Origin of the sequence: Oceanicola sp. 22II-s10i (assembly GCF_002210105.1) — a bacterium.
Lineage (GTDB): Bacteria > Pseudomonadota > Alphaproteobacteria > Rhodobacterales > Rhodobacteraceae > Pseudooceanicola.
The window spans coordinates 37,889-60,985 of sequence record NZ_AQQU01000007.1 but is presented as its reverse complement, the minus strand read 5'-3'; the positions used below and the strand labels follow the sequence as shown (position 1 = coordinate 60,985).

The 23,097-nt window shown below is 65.8% G+C and carries 21 protein-coding genes; 9 read left to right on the top strand and 12 right to left on the bottom strand.

The window, feature by feature from the left end; all coding sequences use genetic code 11:
- Window positions 1-3: 3 nt before the first annotated feature.
- From dxr to pyrH, 5 genes are all read right to left on the bottom strand, one after another.
- Window positions 4-1,176 carry a 1-deoxy-D-xylulose-5-phosphate reductoisomerase gene (dxr, locus tag ATO6_RS17115; protein WP_088625253.1) on the bottom strand — a complete coding sequence of 391 codons (1,173 nt, stop codon included), beginning with the start codon at window positions 1,174-1,176 and terminating at the stop codon, window positions 4-6.
- Window positions 1,177-1,179: 3 nt separating this feature from the next.
- On the bottom strand, window positions 1,180-1,992 hold the full coding sequence (locus ATO6_RS17110; RefSeq protein ID WP_088625252.1) for a phosphatidate cytidylyltransferase: 813 nt from the start codon (window positions 1,990-1,992) through the stop codon (window positions 1,180-1,182).
- Between the two features lies 1 nt (window position 1,993).
- The gene (gene uppS / locus ATO6_RS17105; protein ID WP_088625251.1) at window positions 1,994-2,719 is read right to left on the bottom strand and encodes a polyprenyl diphosphate synthase; all 726 of its coding nucleotides are present in this window, start codon (window positions 2,717-2,719) and stop codon (window positions 1,994-1,996) included.
- A gap of 24 nt (window positions 2,720-2,743) precedes the next feature.
- Window positions 2,744-3,310, bottom strand: a complete 567-nt coding sequence (frr, locus tag ATO6_RS17100; protein WP_088625250.1) for a ribosome recycling factor — start codon at window positions 3,308-3,310, stop codon at window positions 2,744-2,746.
- Between the two features lie 112 nt (window positions 3,311-3,422).
- Window positions 3,423-4,151 (bottom strand): UMP kinase, encoded by a 729-nt coding sequence (gene pyrH, locus ATO6_RS17095; protein WP_088625249.1) that lies wholly within the window; start codon window positions 4,149-4,151, stop codon window positions 3,423-3,425.
- Between the two features lie 107 nt (window positions 4,152-4,258).
- Between pyrH and miaA the strand changes: the two genes are divergently transcribed.
- From miaA to ATO6_RS17070, 5 genes are all read left to right on the top strand, one after another.
- Complete coding sequence (miaA, locus tag ATO6_RS17090; protein ID WP_088625248.1) at window positions 4,259-5,140, top strand: tRNA (adenosine(37)-N6)-dimethylallyltransferase MiaA; 882 nt, start codon at window positions 4,259-4,261, stop codon at window positions 5,138-5,140.
- 237 nt (window positions 5,141-5,377) lie between these two features.
- Entirely contained in the window at window positions 5,378-7,021 is a 1,644-nt protein-coding gene (locus tag ATO6_RS17085; RefSeq protein ID WP_254919189.1) for an ABC transporter substrate-binding protein, read from the top strand.
- A 108-nt stretch (window positions 7,022-7,129) separates the two neighbouring features.
- Window positions 7,130-8,179, top strand: coding sequence for an ABC transporter permease (locus ATO6_RS17080; RefSeq protein ID WP_088625449.1), 1,050 nt, complete (start codon window positions 7,130-7,132; stop codon window positions 8,177-8,179).
- Between the two features lie 10 nt (window positions 8,180-8,189).
- On the top strand, window positions 8,190-9,641 hold the full coding sequence (locus ATO6_RS17075; RefSeq protein WP_088625247.1) for an ABC transporter permease: 1,452 nt from the start codon (window positions 8,190-8,192) through the stop codon (window positions 9,639-9,641).
- Window positions 9,642-9,886: 245 nt separating this feature from the next.
- Window positions 9,887-11,974, top strand: a complete 2,088-nt coding sequence (locus ATO6_RS17070; protein ID WP_088625246.1) for an ABC transporter ATP-binding protein — start codon at window positions 9,887-9,889, stop codon at window positions 11,972-11,974.
- Between the two features lie 56 nt (window positions 11,975-12,030).
- Here the strand turns inward: ATO6_RS17070 and ATO6_RS17065 are convergent, their stop codons facing one another.
- On the bottom strand, window positions 12,031-12,552 hold the full coding sequence (locus tag ATO6_RS17065; protein ID WP_088625245.1) for a hypothetical protein: 522 nt from the start codon (window positions 12,550-12,552) through the stop codon (window positions 12,031-12,033).
- A 152-nt stretch (window positions 12,553-12,704) separates the two neighbouring features.
- Window positions 12,705-13,232: a lytic transglycosylase domain-containing protein gene (locus ATO6_RS17060; protein ID WP_088625448.1), complete on the bottom strand. Its 528-nt coding sequence runs from the start codon at window positions 13,230-13,232 to the stop codon at window positions 12,705-12,707.
- 268 nt (window positions 13,233-13,500) lie between these two features.
- On the opposite strand from ATO6_RS17060, the gene ssb reads away from it, so the two are divergent.
- Complete coding sequence (gene ssb, locus ATO6_RS17055; RefSeq protein WP_088625244.1) at window positions 13,501-14,025, top strand: single-stranded DNA-binding protein; 525 nt, start codon at window positions 13,501-13,503, stop codon at window positions 14,023-14,025.
- A 285-nt stretch (window positions 14,026-14,310) separates the two neighbouring features.
- Entirely contained in the window at window positions 14,311-15,102 is a 792-nt protein-coding gene (locus ATO6_RS17050) for a LytTR family DNA-binding domain-containing protein (protein WP_088625243.1), read from the top strand.
- Here the strand turns inward: ATO6_RS17050 and ATO6_RS17045 are convergent.
- On the bottom strand, window positions 15,099-16,649 hold the full coding sequence (locus ATO6_RS17045) for a helicase HerA-like domain-containing protein (protein WP_088625242.1): 1,551 nt from the start codon (window positions 16,647-16,649) through the stop codon (window positions 15,099-15,101). The genes ATO6_RS17050 and ATO6_RS17045 overlap by 4 nt on opposite strands.
- Window positions 16,650-17,115: 466 nt before the next feature.
- Here ATO6_RS17045 and ATO6_RS17040 point away from each other — a divergent pair, with 466 nt between their 5' ends.
- Window positions 17,116-17,769, top strand: a complete 654-nt coding sequence (locus tag ATO6_RS17040; RefSeq protein WP_088625241.1) for an invasion associated locus B family protein — start codon at window positions 17,116-17,118, stop codon at window positions 17,767-17,769.
- A 79-nt stretch (window positions 17,770-17,848) separates the two neighbouring features.
- Here ATO6_RS17040 and ATO6_RS17035 read toward each other — a convergent pair whose 3' ends face one another.
- From ATO6_RS17035 to ATO6_RS17020, 4 genes are read right to left on the bottom strand one after another with little or no spacing between them, the layout of a single operon-like run.
- Window positions 17,849-19,057 (bottom strand): beta-ketoacyl synthase, encoded by a 1,209-nt coding sequence (locus ATO6_RS17035; protein WP_088625240.1) that lies wholly within the window; start codon window positions 19,055-19,057, stop codon window positions 17,849-17,851.
- A complete protein-coding gene (locus ATO6_RS17030) occupies window positions 19,054-19,314 on the bottom strand; it encodes an acyl carrier protein (RefSeq protein ID WP_088625239.1) in 261 nt (86 codons plus the stop codon). Before ATO6_RS17030 ends, ATO6_RS17035 begins: the two co-directional genes overlap by 4 nt.
- Window positions 19,315-19,348: 34 nt before the next feature.
- The gene (locus ATO6_RS17025) at window positions 19,349-20,443 is read right to left on the bottom strand and encodes a UDP-3-O-(3-hydroxymyristoyl)glucosamine N-acyltransferase (RefSeq protein ID WP_088625238.1); all 1,095 of its coding nucleotides are present in this window, start codon (window positions 20,441-20,443) and stop codon (window positions 19,349-19,351) included.
- A 25-nt stretch (window positions 20,444-20,468) separates the two neighbouring features.
- On the bottom strand, window positions 20,469-22,085 hold the full coding sequence (locus tag ATO6_RS17020) for a murein L,D-transpeptidase (RefSeq protein WP_088625237.1): 1,617 nt from the start codon (window positions 22,083-22,085) through the stop codon (window positions 20,469-20,471).
- 315 nt (window positions 22,086-22,400) lie between these two features.
- Here ATO6_RS17020 and ATO6_RS17015 point away from each other — a divergent pair, with 315 nt between their 5' ends.
- Window positions 22,401-22,967, top strand: a complete 567-nt coding sequence (locus ATO6_RS17015; protein WP_088625236.1) for a DUF882 domain-containing protein — start codon at window positions 22,401-22,403, stop codon at window positions 22,965-22,967.
- Window positions 22,968-23,097: the final 130 nt, after the last annotated feature.

Below are 23,097 nucleotides of genomic sequence, written 5' to 3'. Positions count from 1 at the left end.
CGGTCAGACAGATTGCTTGTGGATATAGGCGTCCGCCCAGTCTCGCGCCATGCGATCCGCGCGCAAGACGCTATCCAGCGTGAATTCGGCATCAATAAGGCCCGGTTCGCCCTCCGCCCGGTCCAGGGCGAAGGCCACCGCATCGGCCATTCCAGTGAACGGCAGATCGCGTGCGATGAAGGCGTCGAGGGCGCGTTCCTTGGCGGCGTTCAGCACCGCCCCCGCCAGTCCGCCGCGCGCCATCACCTGCCGCGCGAGGTCCAGGGCCGGGTAACGCGCCGGGTCCGGGCGGCGGAAGGTCAGCGATCCGATCTCGGCCAGGTCCAGACGCGCCACGGGCAGGTCTGCGCGCACCGGCCAGTTGAGCGCATAGCCGATGGCATGGCGCATGTCCGGCGCTCCGAGATGTGCCATCAGCGCGCCGTCGGCATGGCCGACCATCGCGTGGATCAGCGATTCCGGGTGGATCAGGACCTCGATCCGCTCGCCCTCGATGCCGAAGAATTCCTTGGCTTCAATGACTTCCAGCGCCTTGTTGAACATCGACGCGCTGTCGATGGTGATCCGCTGGCCCATCACCCAATTCGGATGTGTCGCCGCCTGCTCGGGCGTTGCCGTCGCCAGCCGCGCCAGCGGCCAGTCGCGGAACGCCCCGCCCGAGGCGGTCAGGATCAGCCGTTCCACATCCGCCGCGCTTTCGCCGGCAAGGCACTGGAAGGCGGCGGAATGCTCGCTGTCGACCGGCAGGATCGTCGCGCCGTGGCGGCGGGCGGTCTCCATCACCAGCGGTCCGGCGCAGACCAGCGTCTCCTTGTTCGCCAGCGCCAGTGTCGCCCCCTGCTCCAGCGCGATCAGCCCCGGCAGCAGGCCCGCGGCCCCCACGATGGCCGACATGACCCAGTCGGCGGGCATGGCGGCGGCTTCCTTCAGCGCGCCCTGCCCCGCGCCCGCGCGGATCTGCGTGCCATCCAGCGCTGCGCGCAGGTCGTTCAGGCACTCGTCATGCGCGGTGACAGCAAAGCGGGCGTTCAGGCGGCGCGCGTCGGCAGCCAGACGCGCCACGTTGCGGCCACCGGTCAGGGCGACGACCTCGTAGGCCTCGGGCGCGCGGGCGATGAGGTCGATGGTGCTCTGCCCCACGGACCCGGTCGCGCCGAAGATCGAAACGCGGCGCATCGCTCAGCCGATCCCCGGCGGAAAACCGGCGACCGGCCCCGCCAGCAGCAGGAACAGCGAGCCGCCCAGCATCCCGTCGAACCGGTCCAGCAGCCCGCCATGGCCGGGAATGAGGTTCGAACTGTCCTTGATCCCCGCCTTACGCTTGATGGCGCTCTCCGCGATGTCGCCCATCTGGGAGGCCATCGAGACCGCGATGCTGATCCCGACCAGCGCGATGCCGAGGCCGCTCCACTGGCCATAGGCCAGACCGACGGCGGCCGCGCCGACCCAGCCCGCGGCGGTGCCGGACCATGTCTTCTTGGGACTGACGCGCGGCCAGAACTTTGGCCCGCCGATCATGCGGCCCGCGAAGTAGCCCAGCACGTCGGTGACAACCACGACGGCCACGAGCCACAGGAGCCATGTCGCGCCCAGATCGTCACGGATGCGCACCATCCCGAAGCCCGCCAGAAGGATCATCGCGGCATAGGCGATCACCACCGTGCGGCGCTGCGGCACCAGCGCGATGGCGGCCATCGAGGGGACCAGCAGCAACGGCATGGCGATCGCGGCGGGCAGGTAGATCGCGGCCAGCGCGGCCACGCCCGCGATCGCGCCCATCAGGTAGCAGCGATCCGGACGCTCCGGCGCGGACATGCGGGTCAGTTCCCAGACCATGCCGGCGGACAGCAGGACCACGAACAGGCGGAACCAGTGCCCACCCAGCCAGATCATCAGCGATCCGAGCGCGACCATCACGGCCGCCGACAGGATGCGCGGCATCAGGTCCGACCACTTGCGGTCGCCGCCGGTCGGCTTGGCCGGATCCGTCATCTCAGGCCTTCACCCCGCCGAACCGGCGGTCACGCCCGGCATAGTTGCCGACCAGACCGGCAAAGACGTCGCGGGTGAAGTCGGGCCACAGCGTGTCGATGAATTCGTATTCCGCATAGGCCGACTGCCACAGCAGGAAGTTGGAGATTCGCGCCTCGCCGCTGGTGCGGATCACGAGGTCGGGATCCGGCAGCACACGGGTGTCGAGGTAACGCGGCAGCGTTTCCTCGTCGATCGCCTCGGGGTCGAGCCGTCCGGCCGCGACATCCTGCGCCAGCCGCTTGGTCGCGCGCGCGACCTCGTCCCGCCCGCCGTAGTTCAGCGCGATGGTCAGGTTGACGCTGTCGCAATGCTCGGTCATCGCCTCAAGCTCGTCCATCTGGGCCTGCAGCTTGTGATCGAGGCCCGGACGGTCGCCGATAAAGCGGACGCGGACGTTCTTTTCCTTCAGCGCCATCGCCTCGCGCTTGATGTAGCTGCGGAAGAGGCTCATCAGGCCCGCGACCTCGATCTGGGTCCGTTTCCAGTTCTCGGTCGAGAAGGCGAAGATCGTCAGGTATTTCACGCCGAGGTCAGGACATGCCTCGACCACCTCGCGCACGCGGCGGGCCCCTGCGTGGTGCCCGAAAAGGCGCGGACGCCCGCGCCGTTCGGCCCAGCGTCCGTTGCCGTCCATGATGATCGCGACGTGGCGCGGTCCGCTCAGGTATCTGCCGTCATCCGGCATGATCGCCTCCTCTGCCCGAAGGCATCAGACCTGCATGATCTCGGCCTGCTTGGTCTCCAGCGCCTTGTCGACCGCGCCGATGAACTTGTTGGTCAGTTCCTGGACTTCGCTTTCCCAGAGCTTGACGTCATCCTCGGACATGCCGGCGGCCTTGGCCTTCTTGATCTGGTCCATGCCGTCGCGACGGACGTTGCGGATCGCGACGCGGCCATGTTCGGCATATTGCGCGGCGACGCGGGTCAGTTCGCGGCGGCGCTCTTCGTTCAGTTCGGGGATCGGCAGCATGATGATGGTGCCGTTCATCTGCGGATTGATGCCCAGACCGGATTCGCGGATCGCCTTCTCGACCTTGTTCACAAGGCCCTTGTCCCAGACGTTGACCGTGACCATCCGCGGTTCGGGCACGTTCACCGTACCGACCTGGTTGATCGGGGTCGGCGCGCCGTAGGCGTCGACCATGATCGGATCCAGCATAGAGGCCGAAGCGCGGCCGGTCCTGAGCGAGGCGAATTCCGTGCGAAGCGAACTCATCGCGCCGTCCATCCGGCGTTCGAGATCGTCGATGTCGATGTCCAAGTCTTCTTCTGACATGACCGGCTCCTGTCACCACTGCCTGCTTATTGGTCTGGCGGATATAGCCGCATTTGACCTCGGGCGACAATCCAGAATGCGCCCGCCACACGTTCCCGATCCGGTGAAACCCTTATCCGTGGACGCGGGTATAGATGCCCTCGCCCGCCATGATGCCGCGGAACCCGCCCGGCACGTCCAGTGAGAAGACGAGGATCGGCATGTTGTTGTCCCGCGCCAGCGCGATCGCCGAGGCGTCCATGACCTTGAGGTATTCCGACAGCACCTGATCGTAGGTGATGTCGTCGTAGCGCTTGGCATCCGGGTGGATCTTGGGGTCCTTGTCGTAGACGCCGTCGACGTTCTTGCCCATGAAGATCGCCTCGCAAGCCATTTCGCTCGCACGCAAAGTCGCCGCCGTGTCGGTGGTGAAATAGGGGTTGCCGGTGCCCGCGGCAAAGATCACCACACGCTTCTTCTCCAGATGGCGCACGGCGCGGCGGCGGATGTAGGGCTCGCAGACCTGGTCCATCGGGATCGCGCTGACCACGCGGGTGTGCACGCCCAGCTGTTCCAGCGCCGACTGCATCGCCAGCGCGTTCATGACGGTGCCCAGCATTCCCATGTAGTCGGCGGTCGTCCGCTCCATCCCCTGCGCGCTGCCGGACAGGCCACGGAAGATGTTGCCGCCGCCGATCACCATGCAGACCTCGACGCCAAGGTCGTGCACCGCCTTCACCTCGCGCGCGATGCGTTCGACGGTGGGCGGGTTCAGGCCGTACTGGCGGTCGCCCATCAGGGCCTCGCCCGAGATTTTCAGAAGGACGCGACGGAAGGTGGTTTTCGCTGTGTCTTGGGCCATGTTGCGCTCCGTCGCTGGGGGGGTCTAGGATCGCGCGCAAACTGCCCCTAAACGCCGCCCGGTTCAATGCTCCTTCCGACCTCTTTCAATTGCCGGCCGACGCAGCCGTGAAAGCGCCCGCGGACCTCGACCGGGAACGGCCCGTCCTGATCGCCGGGCCGACCGCCTCCGGCAAGTCCGCGCTGGCGATGGAGATCGCGGCGCGGGACGGCGGGGTGATCGTGAACGCGGATGCCCTGCAGGTCTATGATAACTGGCGGATTCTCAGCGCGCGGCCCTCTGCGGCGGACGAGGCCGCGCTGCCGCACCGGCTGTTCGGTCACGTGGGCCGGTTCACGCCCTATTCCACCGGCCACTGGCTGCGCGACATCGCGCCGCTGCTGACCGGCGGCGAACGGCCGATCATCGTGGGGGGCACCGGGCTCTATTTCACCGCGCTGACCGAGGGGCTGGCCGAGATCCCCGAGACCCCGCCGGCCATCCGGGCCGAGGCGGACCGGATACGGGGCGACGAGGGGCTTGATCCGATGCTGGCCGACCTTGATTCCGAGACGCTGGCGCGGATCGACCGGCAGAACCCGATGCGCGTGCAGCGGGCATGGGAGGTCTGGCGCGCCACCGGGCGACCCCTGTCGGCATGGCAGGACGACACGCCGCCTCCACTTCTGCCGCTGCACGCCGCGCAGCCGCTGCTGGTCGACGCCCCGCGCGACTGGCTGAACGACCGGATCGCCCGCCGCTTCGACGCCATGCTGGCCGAAGGTGCGCTGGACGAGGCGCAGGCGAACCTCGACGGGTGGGATCCCGCCCTGCCCTCCTCCCGCGCCATCGGGGCGCCGGAACTGATCGCGCATCTCAGGGGCGAACTGACGCTTGATGCCGCGCGCGAGGCCGCGACCGTCGCAACCCGGCAGTATGCCAAGCGCCAGCGCACGTGGTTCCGGGCCCGGATGAAAAAGTGGCGGACCCTGAATGTGATGGAAAAATAGCGCCCGCTCCGGACCTTTTGGTTGTATTCCGACATGATGTCGTTTTTGAATGAGGCCAATGTCGCTTTTGCCTCGAGAAATGCCGATTGTGCGCGTTGACGCAGCGACGTTCTGCATGCGCAAATGCCGCTTGAAGCACGGGCGGTTTGACCAGACCGTTCACCGCTCCAAAACAATCGGGGACAGGTCCGGCACAAGGACCGCCAAGCCAGAAATATGTGTCACAGGGAGAATACGATGACGCAGATGACAACCAAGGACCGGGTGCACCCGGCTGCGGAGATGTATGCGAAGGAGTTCCGCGCAGGCCAGCTGAGCCGCCGCGAGTTCCTCGCCCGCGTCTCGGCGCTCGGGGTCGCGACCCCGGTCGTCTATGCACTCGGCGGGCTGGACCAGCCGGTCGAGGCCGCAAGCCACATGGAACCCCAGATGGGCGGCACGCTGCGCGTCCAGATGGAGTGCAAGGCGCTCAAGGATCCGCGCAACTACGACTGGTCGCAGATGGCCAACTTCAGCCGCGGCTGGCTGGAATACCTTGTCCAGTACAACGCCGACGGCACCTTCGAGGGCCGTCTGATCGAAAGCTGGGAAGCCAACGAGGACGCGACCGAATACACCCTTAAGGTCCGTCCGGGCGTCAAGTGGAACAACGGCGACGACTTCACCGCGGCCGACGTGCTGTTCAACTTCGAACGCTGGTGCGACAGCAGCGTCGAGGGCAACTCGATGGCCTCGCGCTTCGCCACGCTGATCGACACCGACAGCGGCAAGATGCGCGAAGGCGCCGTCACCGCGACCGACGACATGACGCTGGTGCTGAAGTGTTCGGCCCCCGACATCACCATCATCCCCGGCATGGCCGACTATCCGGCGCAGGTGGTCCACAGCTCCTACGCGGGCGAGGATCCGGCGGACAACCCGATCGGCACCGGCCCCTTCATGCCCGAGGAAAACAACCCCGGCGTGAACCAGGTGCTGGTCAAGAACACCGATCACACCTGGTGGGGCGGTGAGGCCTATCTGGACCGGATCGAGTTCATCGACTTCGGCACCGACATGGCCGCCTGGGTCGCCGCCGCCGACGCGGACGAGGTCGACATGACCTACCAGTCCACCGGCGAATTCGTCGAGGTGCTGGACGCCATCGGCTGGACCAAGTCCGAAGCCGTGACCGCCGCCACCCTCTGCGTCCGCTTCAACCAGAAGCAGGAGCCCTACACCAACGTCGAGGTCCGCAAGGCGCTGCAGCGCGCGGTGGACAACGCGGTGGTTCTGGAACTGGGCTACTCGGGCCTCGGCACCGTGGCCGAGAACTTCCACGTCTGCCCGATCCACCCCGAATACGCCGAGATCGAGACGCCCGCGCCGAACGCGGACGAGGCGATGAAGATGCTGACCGATGCCGGCATGGCCGACACGGAATTCACCCTGATCTCGATCGACGACGAATGGCAGTCGGCCACCTGCGACGCCGTCGCCGCCCAGTGCCGCGACGCGGGCATCAACGTGAAGCGGGAAATCCTGCCCGGCTCGACCTTCTGGAATGACTGGCTGGTCTACCCCTGGTCCGCGACCGAGTGGAACATGCGCCCGCTCGGCGTTCAGGTCCTCGCCCTCGCCTATCGCTCCGGCGTGGCATGGAACGAAACCGCCTTCGAGAACGCCGAATTCGACGAGAAGCTCGCACAGGCGATGTCGATCGCGGATGCCGAGAAGCGCAAGACGGTCATGGCCGACATCGAGAAGATCATGATCGACGAGGGCGTGGTCATCCAGCCCTACTGGCGCTCGCTCTTCCGGCACTACAAGTCGACGGTGCACGGCACCGAGATGCATCCGACCTTCGAGATGCATCACTACAAGTGGTGGATCGAAAGCTGATCCGAACTGACCGGGGCCGCCATCGCGCGGCCCCGCTCCGCATCCAGCCTTGCGCATCCAGAACAGAGCCGGAAAGGCCGGGCGCGCAAAGCCAGACAGGGACGTATGATGCTCATTTTCCTCCTGCGACGGACGGGAACGATGCTGCTGACCGCCTTGTGCCTCAGCTTCATCGTGTTCTTCCTGACCAACCTCGAACCCAACCTCGAGAAGGTCGCGAAGTACGAAGGCAACAGCCGCATGACCGACGAACAGGTCGAGGGCTGGCTGCGCAACAACGGGTTCAACCAGCCGATCCTGATCCGCTACGGCGAATGGCTGGGCGTCTGGCCCGGCTGGACGCGCGAGGATGACAACGGCCGCGTCGTCGCCGGGCGCTGCGTCGAAAGCCCCGCCACCGCCGACGAGGCCGCCAGCTACTGCGGCATCCTGCAGGGCGAATGGGGCGTCAGCCGCGTGTTCCGCGAGGACGTCAGTTCCATCGTCGCCACCCGCCTCGCCCTGACCGGCAAGATGATGTTCTGGGTCATGGTGCTGATGGTCCCCTCGGCCCTGATCGTGGGCGTATTGGCGGGCATGCGCGAGGGCTCGCGCCTCGACCGGTCGCTCTCGACCTTCTCCATCGCCACCACCGCGACGCCGGAATACGTCTCCGGCGTGATCCTGATCGCGGTCTTCGCCTCATCCGCCTTCGGGCTGAAGTGGTTCAAGGGCACAGCCACCAGTGCCATGGACGGCGCGAATTTCGAAAACTTCTTCCTGCCCGTCCTGACCATCGCGCTCTACGGCATGGGCTACATCGCCCGGATGACCCGCGCCTCGATGGCCGAGGTCATGACCGCTCAATACATCCGCACCGCCCGCCTCAAGGGCGTCAGCTTCCCCAATATCGTCATGAAGCACGCGCTCCGGAACGCCCTGATCGCGCCCTTCACCGTCATCATGCTCCAGTTCCCCTGGCTGCTGAACGGCGTCGTGATCGTCGAGACGCTGTTCAACTACAAGGGCTTCGGCTGGAGCCTCGTGCAGGCGGCGGGCAACAACGACATCGACCTGCTGCTCGGCATCTCGGTCGTGTCGGTGATCGTCGTGCTGGTGACGCAGCTGATCTCGGACATCGGCTACGTCTACCTGAACCCCCGCATCCGGATATCCTGAGGAGGCCGCCATGGACACCCTGACCTGGACCGGCATCCTCGGACCCGTCCTCAACCCGATCCTCTTCGCCGCCATCGTGGTCGCCGCCATCGGCTTCGTCGCGACCCTGATCCTCGGCTTCCTGCCGCAGCCGATGCCCTCGGTGAACCCCGACGGCACGCTCACGGCCAAGCGCAGCCCGGCGGACTGGGCCCGGCTGGTGATGACCGGCGCCGTCCTCGCGGTGATCGCGGTCTGCCTGATCTTCATCCTCGGCGGCATCTTCATCCCCTCGATCGAGGCGAAGGGCATCGTCGGCGCCGTCTCGGCCCGGCTGCTGCCGGTCTGGATCGCGCTCGTCGCGACCTTCGCGCTGTCGATCACCTTCAAGCGCCGCCTCGGTCTCTACGGCAAGCTCTTCGACAACCCGATCGGCATGGTCGGCTTCGGACTGGTGATGTTCTGGGTCTACACCGCGCTGGCCGTTGGCCTCTTCGATCTGATCATCACGCACGACCCGCTGCAGGCCGTCTCGGGGATGAAGAACAAGCTCCCCGGCACGCCGCTGCAAGGCGCGGAGGACGGCGACTATCCCTACTACCTCCTCGGCGGCGACAACCTTGCCCGCGATGTCTTCTCCCGGATGATCTCAGGCAGCTTCGTCGTGGTCCGCATCGCGCCGCTGGCCACGCTCTTCGCCTTCATGGTCGGCATCACGCTGGGGCTGCCGGCGGGCTACGTGGGCGGCCGGCTTGACACCTTCCTGTCGTTCCTCGCCAACCTGATCCTCGCCTTCCCGGTGATCCTGCTGTTCTACCTGCTGGTCACGCCCGAGATTGTGCAGACCGGCATCCCCTCCTACCTCGCGGTGGCGCTGTTCCTTTTCCCGATCCTGTTCCTGACGGTGCTGATCAACTCGCGCTACTTCACCGAACCGCGCAAACGGAACATCATCCTGGCCGTGGTGCTGATCCCGCTCATATGGCTCTACTGCTCGCTGGTCTCCGACCCGCGCACGCCGGTCAGCTTCTTCCCGGTGGATCTCGACCTCTTCGACATCCCCGGCGGCATCCTCGTGGTCTTCGTCTCGGTGGTCTTCGTGAACGCGCCCACGGTGTTCCGCATCGTCCGGGGCCTGGTGATGGACATCAAGACCCGCGACTACGTGGCGGCGGCCCAGACCCGCGGCGAAGGCCCGTGGTACATCATGCTCTGGGAGATCCTGCCGAACGCCCGCGGGCCCCTGATCGTCGATTTCTGCCTGCGCATCGGCTACACGACGATCCTGCTCGGCACGCTCGGCTTCTTCGGCCTCGGCCTGCCGCCCGACAGCCCCGACTGGGGGACCACGATCAACGCGGGCCGCAAGCTCCTGTCGATCTACCCCCACGCCGCCATCGTGCCCGCCCTCTCGCTCCTGTCGCTCGTCCTCGGCCTGAACCTGATGGCCGACGGCCTCCGCGAAGAAAGTCTCAAGGATTGACCGGCGTAGTCACACAATGCGCCGGGTCGCGTCTAGCGGAAAGCCCCCGCGCTTTCGGCGGGCGCCACTCGGGCGAATGGCCGCAATGACCTCACCGCTCCCCCTGCTTCTTCTGGTTCCAAATACTTCGGGGGAGTCGCGGCCCACAGGGCCGCGACGGGGGCAGAGCCCCCTCACACTGAAACAACGCGCCGGGCGCAGCCCGGCGCTCCGCCGGATCAGACCAAGCCCGAAAGGCACGCGACATGGCTGACACCCAGACCTTCGACGGCCCGATCCTCGAGATCGACAAGCTTTCCATCTCCTTCTTCACCCGTCTCAGGGAAATCCCCGCCGTGATGGACTTCTCGGTCAAGGTCATGCCGGGCGAGGCAGTCGGCCTCGTCGGCGAATCCGGCTGCGGCAAGTCCACCGTCGCGCTCGGGGTGATGCAGGACCTCGGCAAGAACGGCCGCGTCGTCGGCGGGTCGATCAAGTTCAAGGGCCGCGACCTCGGCAAGATGTCCGACGCCGAACTCCGCCAGATCCGCGGCAACGAGATCGCGATGATCTACCAGGAGCCCATGGCCTCGCTGAACCCCGCGATGCGGATCGGCAAGCAGCTGATGGAAGTCCCGATGATCCACGAGGGCGTGTCCGAGAAGGAGGCCTATGACCGCGCCCTTCAGGTCGTCACCGACGTCAAGCTGCCAGACCCCAAACGCATCCTCGACGCCTTCCCGCACCAGCTCTCCGGCGGCCAGCAGCAGCGCATCGTGATCGCCATGGCGCTGATGTCCAAGCCCGCGCTCCTGATCCTCGACGAACCCACCACCGCGCTCGACGTGACGGTCGAGGCCGCCATCGTCGAACTGGTCAAGGAACTGGGGGCGAAATACGGCACCTCGATGCTGTTCATCTCGCACAACCTCGGGCTGGTGCTGGAAACCTGCGACCGGATCTGCGTCATGTACTCCGGCGAGGCGGTCGAGCGCGGCTCGATCGAGGACGTCTTCGACCGGATGCAGCACCCCTATACGCAGGCGCTTTTCCGTTCAATCCCGCTGCCCGGCGCGGACAAGACGGCGCGCCCGCTCAAGGCGATCCCCGGCAACTTCCCCCTGCCCCACGAACGCCCCAAGGGCTGCAACTTCGGCCCCCGTTGCGACTATTTCCAGCAGGGCCGCTGCGACGCCCGCGACATCCCGATGTTCAATATCGAGGGCGACGACCGCCACGTCACGCGCTGCCTGCGCTACGAGGAAATCGATTGGGACGCGCCCATCGAGGCGACGGAGGTCAAGGCCAAGGCCGAGGTCGGCGATGTTGTCCTGCGGATGGACGACCTGAGAAAATACTACGAGGTCGCCGCCTCCTCGCTCTTCGGGTCGAGCGGCAAGAAGGTGGTCAAGGCGAACGAGACGCTCAGCTTCGAGGCCCGCGAGAGCGAGACGCTGGCCATCGTGGGCGAGTCCGGCTGCGGCAAGTCGACCTTCGCCAAGGTGCTGATGGGGCTGGAAACCGCGACCTCGGGCAAGATCATTCTCGACAACCGCGAGATCCAGGACACCGCCATCGAAAAGCGCGACACCAAGACGGTCGCGGACGTGCAGATGGTGTTCCAGAACCCCTTCGACACGCTGAACCCCTCGATGACCGTGGGCCGCCAGATCATCCGGGCGCTCGAGATCTTCAAGATCGGCAACAACGACGCGGAACGGCGCGAGCGGATGCTCACCCTGCTCGACCTCGTGAAACTGCCCCGCGCCTTCGCCGACCGCATGCCGCGCCAGCTCTCCGGCGGGCAGAAGCAGCGTGTTGGCATCGCCCGCGCCTTTGCCGGCGGCGCGCGGATCGTGGTGGCGGACGAACCGGTCTCGGCGCTCGACGTCTCCGTGCAGGCGGCCGTGACGGACCTGCTGATGGACATCCAGCGCGAGGAAAAGACGACGCTGCTGTTCATCTCGCACGACCTGTCCATCGTCCGCTATCTCAGCGACCGGGTGATGGTCATGTATCTGGGTCATGTGGTGGAACTGGGCACGACCGATCAGGTCTTCTCGCCCCCCTACCACCCCTATACGGAGGCGCTGCTGTCGGCGGTCCCGATCGCCGACACCTCGGTCGAGAAGAAGCACATCGTTCTGGAGGGTGACATTCCCTCGGCCATGAACCCGCCGCCGGGCTGCCCCTTCCAGACCCGCTGCCGCTGGAAAAGCGAGGTTCCGGGCGGGCTCTGCGAAAAAGAGGTCCCTCCGATGCGGAAGATGGCGGAGGGTCATCAGGTCAAGTGCCACCTGTCCGAGGACATCCTGCAGGGCATGGAGCCGGTCATCACCCTGGCCGCCGAATAGCGCAAAGCAAAAGGCCCGGCACATGGCCGGGCCCCCTTCTCACGCAGATTGCGCGATCACTTCTGGTATTCTTCGCCAGCCTTGAGCGGACGCAGGTTCACCATCTGGTCCTCGACCGTCTTGGCGAAGGCGCCGATCATCGCGGCGTAGAAATCGCCTTCGGAGGGTGCGATGGCGATCACGCCCGGCGGCACGGCGCCCGAGGTGGCGCGGATCGTCACCGGCACGGAATGAACCGGCGCGGCTTCGAGCGGCTTGGTGTAGGCCACGATGCCCTCAAGCGTGTTGAACTGGCCATCCGGACCCATCGGGGCATCGTCCAGCATCATGTTCGTCACGCGGACGTCGATGTCATAGCCATCGGCGCTGCCGCTCATCGGGTTTTCCATCCGCTCCCAGATCGCGGCGGTCAGGTCTTCGTTGATCTTGGGGTAGATCCCCAGCACGTCCGGGGCGTTGACGCCTTCCAGCGCGGTGTCGACCTTGACGTTGGACACTGGCAGCGGCTCGTTCAGGGCATAAGCCGGCGCAGAGAGAGCAAGCGCAAGGCCAATGGCAGTGACTGCACGTTTGAACATCGTTTTCTCACTTCCTATCTGTGCCGGCCTGGTGCGTTCAGTCGCGGTTCGTGGCCGGCCCGGTCCGTGGACCGTCTGTGCGTCTGCAACAGCGGAAGAGGTGCGGCGGTTCCCTGCCGGCACGAAAAAAGATCACATAACAGGCGCGAGGATCACTCGCCCCAGATGACCTTCACGTAGTTCTGGGTTTCCTTGTACGGCGGCACGCCATTGTATTTGCGCACCGCTTCGGGCCCCGCGTTGTAGGCAGCGAGCGCCAGCCGCCAGGACCCGAATTCGCGGAACTGGCGTGCGAGATAACGGGCGCCGCCTTCAAGGTTCTCTTCGGGATCGTGCGGGTCCACGCCAAGGTGCGATGCCGTGCCGGGCATAAGTTGCGCCAGCCCGATCGCCCCCTTGTGGGACAGAGCGGCCTTGTTCCAGCCGCTTTCCTGCTGGACAAGCTTGAGGAACAGATCCTCGGGCACACCATGCTGGCGCGCCTTGTCGCGCGCCACGGCCAGGTAGGGCCCGGTGTAGCGCCCGCGATATGGACCGGTGCCCTTGCCGGGCACGACGATCGGCTTGGGTTGCAGCCGCACCGAGTTGCGGTACTGCACCGACGCACGGTTATCGAGCACCTTGGTCTGCGACTTGAAGAGCTTCACGCGGGACTGCGAGGAAAAGACATCGGACGCCATCGCCGGGGCGCCGCAAAGCACCCCGATCGCAAGCAGCGCAGCCGTAAAGTGGCGCCGACGCAGCTGAATCGTTCCGTCCCCCGTCATTGTCAGCGGACAATAACTGCAAACAGCGCCTCTGACACCCCCCGATCTGGGTGGATTGGCGGCTTCCCGCCCGCCTCCGCGACCCAGCGGAAACGGCCGCGCGACTTGCGCAAAACTTTACTCTTTCTTTGCGGTCTGGTGTAACCGTCAGGATCAAAGCGGCGGAATCGAAGGGGAGCCCATGGCGGGATCGGTCAACAAAGTCATCCTGGTCGGAAATCTGGGGCGCGATCCCGAGGTCCGGTCGTTCCAGAACGGCGGCAAGGTGTGCAACCTGCGCATCGCCACGTCGGAAACCTGGAAGGACCGCAATACCGGGGAACGCCGGGAACGGACCGAATGGCATTCGGTCGCGATCTTTTCCGAACCGCTGGCCCGGATCGCGGAACAGTATCTGCGCAAGGGCTCCAAGGTGTATATCGAGGGCCAGCTCGAAACCCGCAAATGGCAGGACCAGTCCGGTCAGGACCGCTATTCGACCGAGGTCGTGCTGCGCCCCTATCGCGGTGAACTGACCCTGCTCGATGGCCGTGGCGAAGGCGGCGGCGGCGGTGGTGGCGGCGGCGGCAGCTACGGCGGTGGCGGCGGTGGCGGCGGCTATGACGATCGCGGTTACGGTGGCGGCTATGACGACCGGGGCGGCCCGTCGTCGGGCGGCGGCGGTGGCGGCGGTTCGCGCGATATGGACGACGAGATCCCGTTCTGACAGGTCAGGAACAAATGAATGTTAAAGGGCCGCCGGGTACAACCGGCGGCCCTTTTGCTTCTACCCCTTGATGTCCCGAACGTGCCGCGACCTCAAATCTGCCGTCGTTGCGGCGACAGACACCCGCGAAGCCCGTGAGGGCCTGCGGGTGTCTGTCCAAATTGTTCAGTCATCGAAATAGTTCTGATGAATAAACGGTGCTGATGTCGCAACTCAAACATCGTGATGACGTTGACTTCAAACCAACTTTCGTGAAGTCTCGCCGCCAATTCGTGAGTTGAGAGGATGTATTTCACGATGCGTGAAATGGTGTCGGGTTTCGCGAACCAGCGCAGACTCGCGGTCCTCGCGACGGTCGTCGTGATCCTGACCATGCTCGGACCGTTCGGGACCTACGAGGCCATGCCTCCGGGGCGCCGCAGCCTGTTTTGGTCATTGATCGTGCTTGGGATCAGCGTGCCCATGCATATCGCCATGTGCCAGTGCCTCGTGGCGGACATGTTCCGCGACTGGCCCCGGCCGAGGTGCATCGCACTTGGCTCCGCCATCGCGGCGGTGCCCGGCGCGTTCATCGTCTTTCTGGTCTGTGCGCTGCTCTGGCCGCGTCACATGACGCTGGAGGCCTATGCCCTGACCTATGTGCAGGTCGCGGTGATGGGTAGCGCGATCGGACTGGTCCAGTACATGCAAGGCAGCTTTGACACGGTCACGCCCCGGCCCGACAGCCGCAGGACGCCGGCTGAGCACCACCCGTCCGAACCCGTGGCGTTCCATCGAAGGCTGACACCGGACACCGGCACGGACATCCTGTCGCTGACGATGCAGGATCACTACGTCCAGGTCTCGACCACGCGGGGTGTCCAGATGGTCCTGATCCGCCTGTCCGACGCCATCGCCGAACTGGAGGGCGTCGACGGGATGCAGGTCCACCGCTCGCACTGGATCGCCCTGCCCCATGCCGTGCGCATGGAACGCAAGGACGGCAAGGACCGCGTTATCCTGTCGGACGGCCGCGATCTGCCGGTCAGCCGCACCTATGCCAAGGCCCTGCGCAAACGACTGGAGGCACGCGGCTAGCGCGCCTTGAACAGGCCGCCGAGGATGCCGCGGACGATGCGGCGCCCGGTGGTGCCCTTGAGCTCCTTGATCACCGCCTCGGAAATGGCCGAGCCGAAGCTGTCCTCTTCCTTGCGCCTGCGCGTCGTGCTGCGGGTCGGGGTCTGGACCCGGCCGCCGGTATAGCGCCGCCCGGCCTGAAACTCGCGCTCCTCCGCATCGGCGCGGGCCTCGCGGGCCTCGGCCGCCTCCGCTTCCTTCGCGGCCTTCGTCGCCCGGTCGCGCAGCATTTCATAGGCCGAGGCCCGGTCGACGACCGTGTCGTATTTCCCCGCGACGGCCGAGGTCGCGATCAGCTCGCGCCGGGTTTCGGGCTCCACCGGCCCAAGCCGCGAAGACGGTGGCCGGATCAGCGTCCGCTCCACGATGCCCGGTGCGCCCTTGGCCTCGAGGAACGATGTCACCGCCTCGCCCGTGCCGACCTCGCGGATCGCGTCCTCGGTCGAGAAGCGCGGGTTGTCGCGATAGGTCTCGGCGGCCTGCCGCAGTTCCTTGCGGTCCTTCGCGGTGAAGGCGCGCAGGGCGTGCTGGACCCGGTTGCCGAGCTGGCCGAGGATGTCCTCCGGCACATCCGCCGGGTTCTGGGTGCAGAAATAGACGCCGACCCCCTTGGACCGGATCAGCCGCGCGACCTGCTCCACCTTGTCGACCAGCGCCTTGGGGGCGTCGTCGAACAGCAGGTGCGCTTCGTCGAAGAAGAAGACCAGCTTGGGTTTGTCCGGATCGCCCACCTCGGGCAGCGTCTCGAAGAGTTCCGACAGCAGCCAGAGCAGGAAGGTCGCGTAGAGCCGGGGCGACCCCATCAGGCGATCGGCTGCGAGGATCGAGATCATGCCCCGCCCGTCGGTATCCGTGCGCATCAGGTCCGAGAGTTCCAGTGCCGGTTCGCCGAACAGCTTCGTCCCGCCCTGGTTCTCGAGCACCAGCAGCGCGCGCTGGATCGCGCCGACCGAGGTGACCGAGATATTGCCGTAGCGCAGGCTCAGCGCCTCCCGGTTCTCGCCGGTCCAGACCAGCAGCGCCTGCAGGTCCTTGAGGTCGAGCAGCGGCAGGCCCTCCTCGTCGGCGACGCGGAAGGCGATGTTCAGCACGCCTTCCTGCGCCTCGCTCAGTTCCAGCAGGCGCGACAGCAGCAGCGGGCCCATTTCGCTGACGGTGGTGCGGATCGGATGGCCCTGTTCACCGAAGAGATCCCAGAACAGCACCGGAAAGGCCGTGTAGGCGTAATCGTCGAAACCGATTTGGGCGGCGCGCTTGGTGAATGCCTCGTGCAGCTTGAACGTCTCGCTTCCCGCCTCGGCCAGCCCGGACAGGTCGCCCTTCACGTCGGACAGGATCACCGGCACGCCCTGGGCCGAGAAGCTTTCGGCCATGATCTGCAGCGTGACCGTCTTGCCGGTGCCGGTCGCGCCCGCGATCAGGCCGTGACGGTTGGCGTATTTCAGGATCAGCCACTGCTTTTCGCCATACCCTTCTCCGCCGCCGCCGATGAAAATCCTGCCGTCCAAATCCCCGTCCCCGACTGTCCGTTTCCGTCCGGGCGAACATACATCCTTAACTTGTCGGTGCCATAGTGAAACACGTCCCAGGCGGCAGTCCTCGCCGCCTGGGACAGACTTCCTCCCTGTCAGACTGGCCGTGCCTCCGGGCACGGCCTCTTTTCCCTGTCTCGAACGGCTAAGTTCCCATGAGACAGGCAAAATTTGCTGTTGACGCCTCCCGGCAAAGGCCTTAGCGTCAGGAGCAATGAATAAGTCGGCCAGTCCGACAGGGAGACAGGGAAAAGGGGCCGCATGGCCCCTTTTCTCTTGCAACCGGACCGCCTATTTCGTCGTGGCCGGGACACACGCGAGTTTGAAGCGGCGTGCCGCCGCCCCCCCGACGGGGGGACTGACAAGCCGGTCACACCGTGTTAGATCGCGCTCGACAAATGGACCGTCGGTGTTGTGCCGACGCTGGACAGACAGGACAGAGATGACCCGTATTCTTTCGTTTCTTATCGCACTCGCACTGGCCGCGCCGGCCGTCGCACAGACCACTGGCGAAACCAGCGACTCGACGACCCAGCCCGCAGCCGAACAGCCTGCGACCGAGCAGCCTGCGACCGAGCAGCCCTCCCAGTCCGGCGACCTGACCATGGGCACCGACGACGGCGAAGGCGCCGAGGGTCAGCCCTATACCAAGGCCGAAAGCGGCGACTGGCTGGTACAGTGCATGAAAGCGCCCGCGGAAGGGGCCGATGAAAGCTGCCAGCTGTATCAGCTGCTGCGCGACGAGAACGACAACCCGGTCGCAGAGTTCAGCCTGTTCCGCCTGCCCGCAGGTGGCCAGGCCGCAGCCGGCGCGACTGTCGTCGTTCCGCTCGAGACCGCGCTGATCGAGGACATGATGCTGTCCGTCGATGGCGCGAAGGGCAAGCGGTATCGTTTTTCCTTCTGCAACCAGGTCGGCTGTTTCGCCCGGATCGGCCTGACCCAGGCGGATGTGGATTCGCTCAAGCGCGGCAAAGCGGCGACGCTGACAATCGTGCCCTACGCGGCCCCGGACGTGAAACTGGCGCTCAACCTTTCGCTGACCGGTTTCACCGCCGGCTACGACCAGATCACCGTGGCGCCCGGTCAACAGTGACCTGACCTGCCCCCGAAACACGCGAAAGCCGGCCGTCTGGCCGGCTTTTTTGTTGTGCCTGTGCCGATCGTGAAACCTGTCAGGCTTTCCTGAGCGCTAGCACCGCGTTCAGCCCGCCAAAGGCGAACGCGTTGGACAGCGCGACCTCGACCTTCGCCTCACGCGCGGTATTCGGGACGACGTCCAGCGCGCATTCCGGATCGGGTTCCTCGTAGCCGATGGTCGGCGCGACCACCCCGTCCTTCAGCGCCATGATGCAGGCCAGAAGCTCGACCGCGCCCGTGCCGCCGATCAGGTGCCCGTGCATCGACTTGGTCGAAGAGATCATCACCGCGTCCGCGTGATGACCAAGCGCATCCGCCACGGCCGCGCATTCCGTCTTGTCGTTCGCCGCCGTCCCGGTGCCATGCGCGTTGATATAGCCCACGTCCTCGGGATTGATCCGCGCGTCCTGCATCGCCCCGGTGATCGCCCGCGCCGCGCCCTGCTTGGACGGCATGACGATATCGGCGGCGTCGGACGACATGGCGAAGCCGATCACCTCGGCCAGGATGACGGCCCCGCGCTTTTTCGCGTGCTCCATCTCTTCGAAGACGAAGACGCCCGCGCCCTCGCCCTGCACCATGCCGTTGCGGTTCAGACTGAACGGGCGGCAGGCGTCCTTGGACATGACGCGCAGGCCTTCCCAAGCCTTCACCCCGCCGAAGCAGAGCATCGACTCCGACCCGCCGGTGACCATGGCGGGCGCCATGCCGGAGCGGACCATCTGGAACGCCTGCGCCATCGCGTGGTTCGACGACGCGCAGGCGGTGGACACGGTAAAGGACGGGCCCTTGAGGTTGTATTCCATGCTGACGTGCGACGCGGCCGCGTTGTTCATCAGCTTGGGCACGACGAAGGGGTGAACCCGGTTCTTCCCCTCTTCGTAGACGGCCCGGTAGTTGTCATCCCACGTCGACACACCGCCGCCCGCCGTGCCCAGCACGACGCCGGACTTGGCGGCCAGTTCGCCCACGAATTCCAGCCCGGCCTGCGCGATCGCCTCCTTGGCGGCGTGCAGGGTGAACATGGTGAACCGGTCGTAGAGCGCCATCTGCTGGCGGTTGAACTCGCCCTCGGCCTCGAAGCCCTTGACCTGTCCGCCGATCTGGATGGCCAGCCGCTCCACGTCGCGCATTTCAAGCGCGCCGATCCCGCAGCGGCCCTCGCGGAACGCCTCGAAGGTCTCGGCGACCGAATGTCCGAGCGCGTTGATCGTGCCCGCGCCCGTGATGACGACCCGTTTCACGCGTGCTGTTCCGCCACCAGCTTCTCGATCCCGGCGACGATGGTGCCCACGTTGGTGATGTCGAAATCGCTTTCGGTCGGTTCGTTCGCGTTGAACGGGATCTGGATGTCGAACGCCTCCTCGATCGCGAAGATGCTTTCGACCAGCCCGAGGCTGTCAATTCCGAGGTCTTCGAGGGTGCTGTCCATCGTCACGTCCGAGGGTTCCAGCACCGCCTGCTCGGCGATGATCGCGATGACCTTGTCCTTGACGCTCATGCTCACGCCTCCCCCTGTCGCGGTTGGCCCCGATTTAGTCTTTCTGTTCCGACTTGAAAACCGATTTCTGCAGCCTTTCGATGCGGCGGATCAGCCGTGGCAGCCGCCGCATTGCCTTGTAGCTCTCGACCTGCGTCTCGATCCGCGTCGCCGGATAGCCCAGCATCACGCGGCCGGCGGGCACGGTGCTCAGGATGACCGATCCGCCACCCGCCACGACATGGTCGCCGACCGAGACATGATCGCTGACCCCGACCTTGCCGCCCAGCACCACGTTGTTGCCGATCCGGCAGGATCCGGCGATCCCGACCATTGCCGCAAAAAGGCAATCGTCACCCACGGTCACATTGTGCGCGATATGGCAGAGGTTGTCGATCTTTGTGCCCGACCCGATCCGCGTCGGCGCCAGCGTGCCGCTGTCGACGCAGGTGTTGGCACCCAGTTCCACATCCGCGCCGATCTCGACGCTGGCGAGGGAGTGAACCCGCAGCCAGGGCTGGCCGTCCGGCGGCGTATCGGGCGATGCGAGAACCGTCCGCGCCTGCTCCGCTTGGGACGGCCGCAGCGTGGTGAAGGAGAAGCCGTCGAAGCCCACCGTCGCGCCGGGCTGCGCGATGAACCGGTCACCGATACGGACGCGGGCGCCGATGCGGACGTGGGGATGCAGGACCGTGTCTGCGCCGATGCAAGCCTCCGGCCCGACGTGCACGCCATCAGCGATGATCGTCCCCGCCCCGATACGGGCGCCGGGGCCGATCACGGCAAATGGGCCGATGCTGACCCCTGCCCCGATCCGCGCCGTCGGGTCGATCACCGCGCCGGCGTGGATGCCGGGCGGATGGCCCTGCCCCCTATCCATATGCGCCGTGATCCTGTGCAGTGTCTCACGTCCGACCGGCAACAGGATTGCGGCATCGAGCCCGAGCGCCGCCCAGTCGGTGCCGTCCGGCAGGATCGCCGCGCGGGCCGCCCCCTCGCAAAGCGCCACGACATGCGCCCCGCCGAGCGCAACGGCAAGATCGCCAGGCCCGGCGGTTGCCGGAGACGTCGCAGCTTCGACTGTCAGTGAGGTATCACCGACCGCCACCGCCCCGAGGGCGGCGGCGATATCGGCTATGCTGTGCGGCATGACGCGGCGGCCATGGGCCGCGGCCTCAGCTCTGTCCGCCGGGCAGGATCACGCCCGCGCGTTGCAGCGCGTCCCACACCCGGCCATCGCGTCCGTAGACATCGCGGCGGAAGGTGATCCGGCCCTTGGGATCGGTCACGGCGGTGCGATAGATCAGGTGCACCGGCACCGGTTCCTTGAGGTTCACCCTCGTTTCCCGGCCGGTCCGCAGGATCGACTGGAAAAAGCCCTGCGGATCGGCTTCCTGACGGGACAGCAGTTCGTAGGCGAAGTCGAACGGATCGGCCAGACGGATGCAGCCATGGCTGAAGTCGCGGGCTTCGCGATCGAACAGGCTCTTGGACGGCGTGTCGTGCAGGTAGATGTTGTACTTGTTCGGGAACATGAACTTCACCAGCCCGAGCGCATTGCGCGAGGACGGCGGCTGTTTCACGTCGAACGGGAAGTTCCGCTCGTTGTAGGCCGCGAAGTTCACCGACCCCCGGTCCACCACCTGTCCGCGCGCGTTGTAGAGCTTGAGATGGCTGTTGGAATACGGGTTCCGCTTGAAGGCCGGCAGGTATTCCTTGGTCGCGATCGACCGCGGCACGTTCCACGTCGGATTGATGACCAGATGGTCCATCTCGTCCGAGAATTCCGGGCTGCGACGATCGCCGGTGTTCTGACCGATCACCGAGCGGGTGACGAAGGTCAGCTTGTCGTCGTCCATGATCCGCGCGTGGAAGTCGGTCAGGTTCACGAGGATGTGGCGCTTGCCACGCTCCATGTTCATCCACCGCTCACGCTCCAGCGCAACGATGACGGACTTCAGACGCTCGCCGATCGGGACGTTGATCTCGGTCATCGTGCCGGCCCCTGCGACGCCGTCGGGCAGCAGGCCGTGATCCTCCTGGAAGGTCTGGACGGCCATCTGCATCTCGGCATCGTAGCGGGTGCCGACCGACCACGGCAGGTAGCCCATGGCGATCAGCCGGTTGCGCAGGGCGACGACATCGCGCCCCTCCTGCCCCGGCTTGAGCGAGCTGGCGGCCACCGGCGCGCCCCAGCCACCGTGATTGACGCGGTATTCCAGATCCAGCTTGGCCTTGAGCAGGCGCGTGTATTCCCCGGTGCGCGGCGCAAGACCGCGGACGAAGCCGACCGGATCCGGGCTGGTGATACCGGTCATGTAGCTTTCGACGCTGCGCAGCGGCACCTCGCGCTTGATGCCGTCATCGACCTCGCGCGGGACCAGCACGCCGGTCTGGATGTCGGTCGCGAAATCCAGATAGACACGCGTCAGTTCGGCCTCCAGCCGACCGAGGTCGCGCGGCGTGACGGCACGGGACATCATCGCGCGCAGCTTGTCGGCGCTGTACTTGCCTTCGGGCAGAGCGTGGGCGTGGGCGACGGCAAAGGCATCCAGCAGCGCGGCGCGGCGCATCCGGGCCTCGTCGCCCGGCGCGGTCCAGACCGGCGCGTAACCCGTGTCGCGGTACCACTTGGCCACGTCGCGGTCGCGGGCCGAAGCTTCGGCCACCGCCTGCATGAAGGCCATGCCGACCTCCGCGCGGACGGGCGCCGCCGGCAGCGCGCCGACCACGGCTGCAAGGCATACCCCCGCCAGTACGTTTCGGATGCCTTTCAGTGACCTGCGCGTCATTCGGTAAACCCCCTGTCCGTTTTCGTGATCGGGCCGTCGTCCGGTGTGAACCGGGCCCGTGCTGTTGTCCAGCGCCCCTCAGCGGTTCATGCAAAAGATCCGCAAACTGATGTAGCCCGATGACGCGCCCACCCAAAATGGTGGAATTCCACCATATGTCAGCAAGATTCTGCCGACCTCACGGGTTGGTGAGCATTCTAAGTATCTTCGCCTTGGTCTCACTGCTCGTTTGTGCGATGTTTTCCGCACTTGGGGATGGGATGAATTGGCCGCGCAACGTCGCGGCATCGGGCAAAAGCACGGGACAGGCGCTCTATGACCAATACCACAACGACTATGTCGCGCCGTGCCCTATTGGGCGCATTTGCGGCAACCACTCTTGTTGCAGCACCAACGTATACGAAGGCCGCTGGGTTCCTTCGCGGGGCCGGAGATATTCGCAGACTGAAGATGTATTCGGCTCGGACCGGCGAAAAGCTGGACATGATCTACTGGATCGAAGGCGAATATATCGCGGATGCGGTGCGTGAAGTGACCTACTTCATGCGGGACTGGCGCAACAATCAGCTCAAGAACATCGACATGCGGACCATGGACATCATGGCCGCCTCGCACAATCTGCTGAACGTGACCGAACCCTACATGCTGATCTCGGGCTATCGCTCGCCCGAGACGAACGCGATGCTGCGGGCTCGTTCCTCCGGCGTGGCCAAGAATTCCCGCCACCTGCGGGGCGAGGCTGCGGATCTGCGGCTCCAGTCGCGGTCGGTCAGCCAGATGGCCCGCGCGGCGGTGTCCTGCCATGCCGGCGGCGTCGGTCGCTACACCAGTTCGGATTTCGTGCATATGGATTGCGGCCCGGTCCGCTCCTGGGGCAGCTGAGGCTGTCAGCACCAACCACGTTCTGAAAGGCGCGCCAACCGGCGCGCCTTTTTCCTTTTCAGGTCAGGTTCCGCGGAAGGATCGCCCGTATTCCGTCCGCCGCGGTTTTTGCCTTGGGCATTGCCCACCT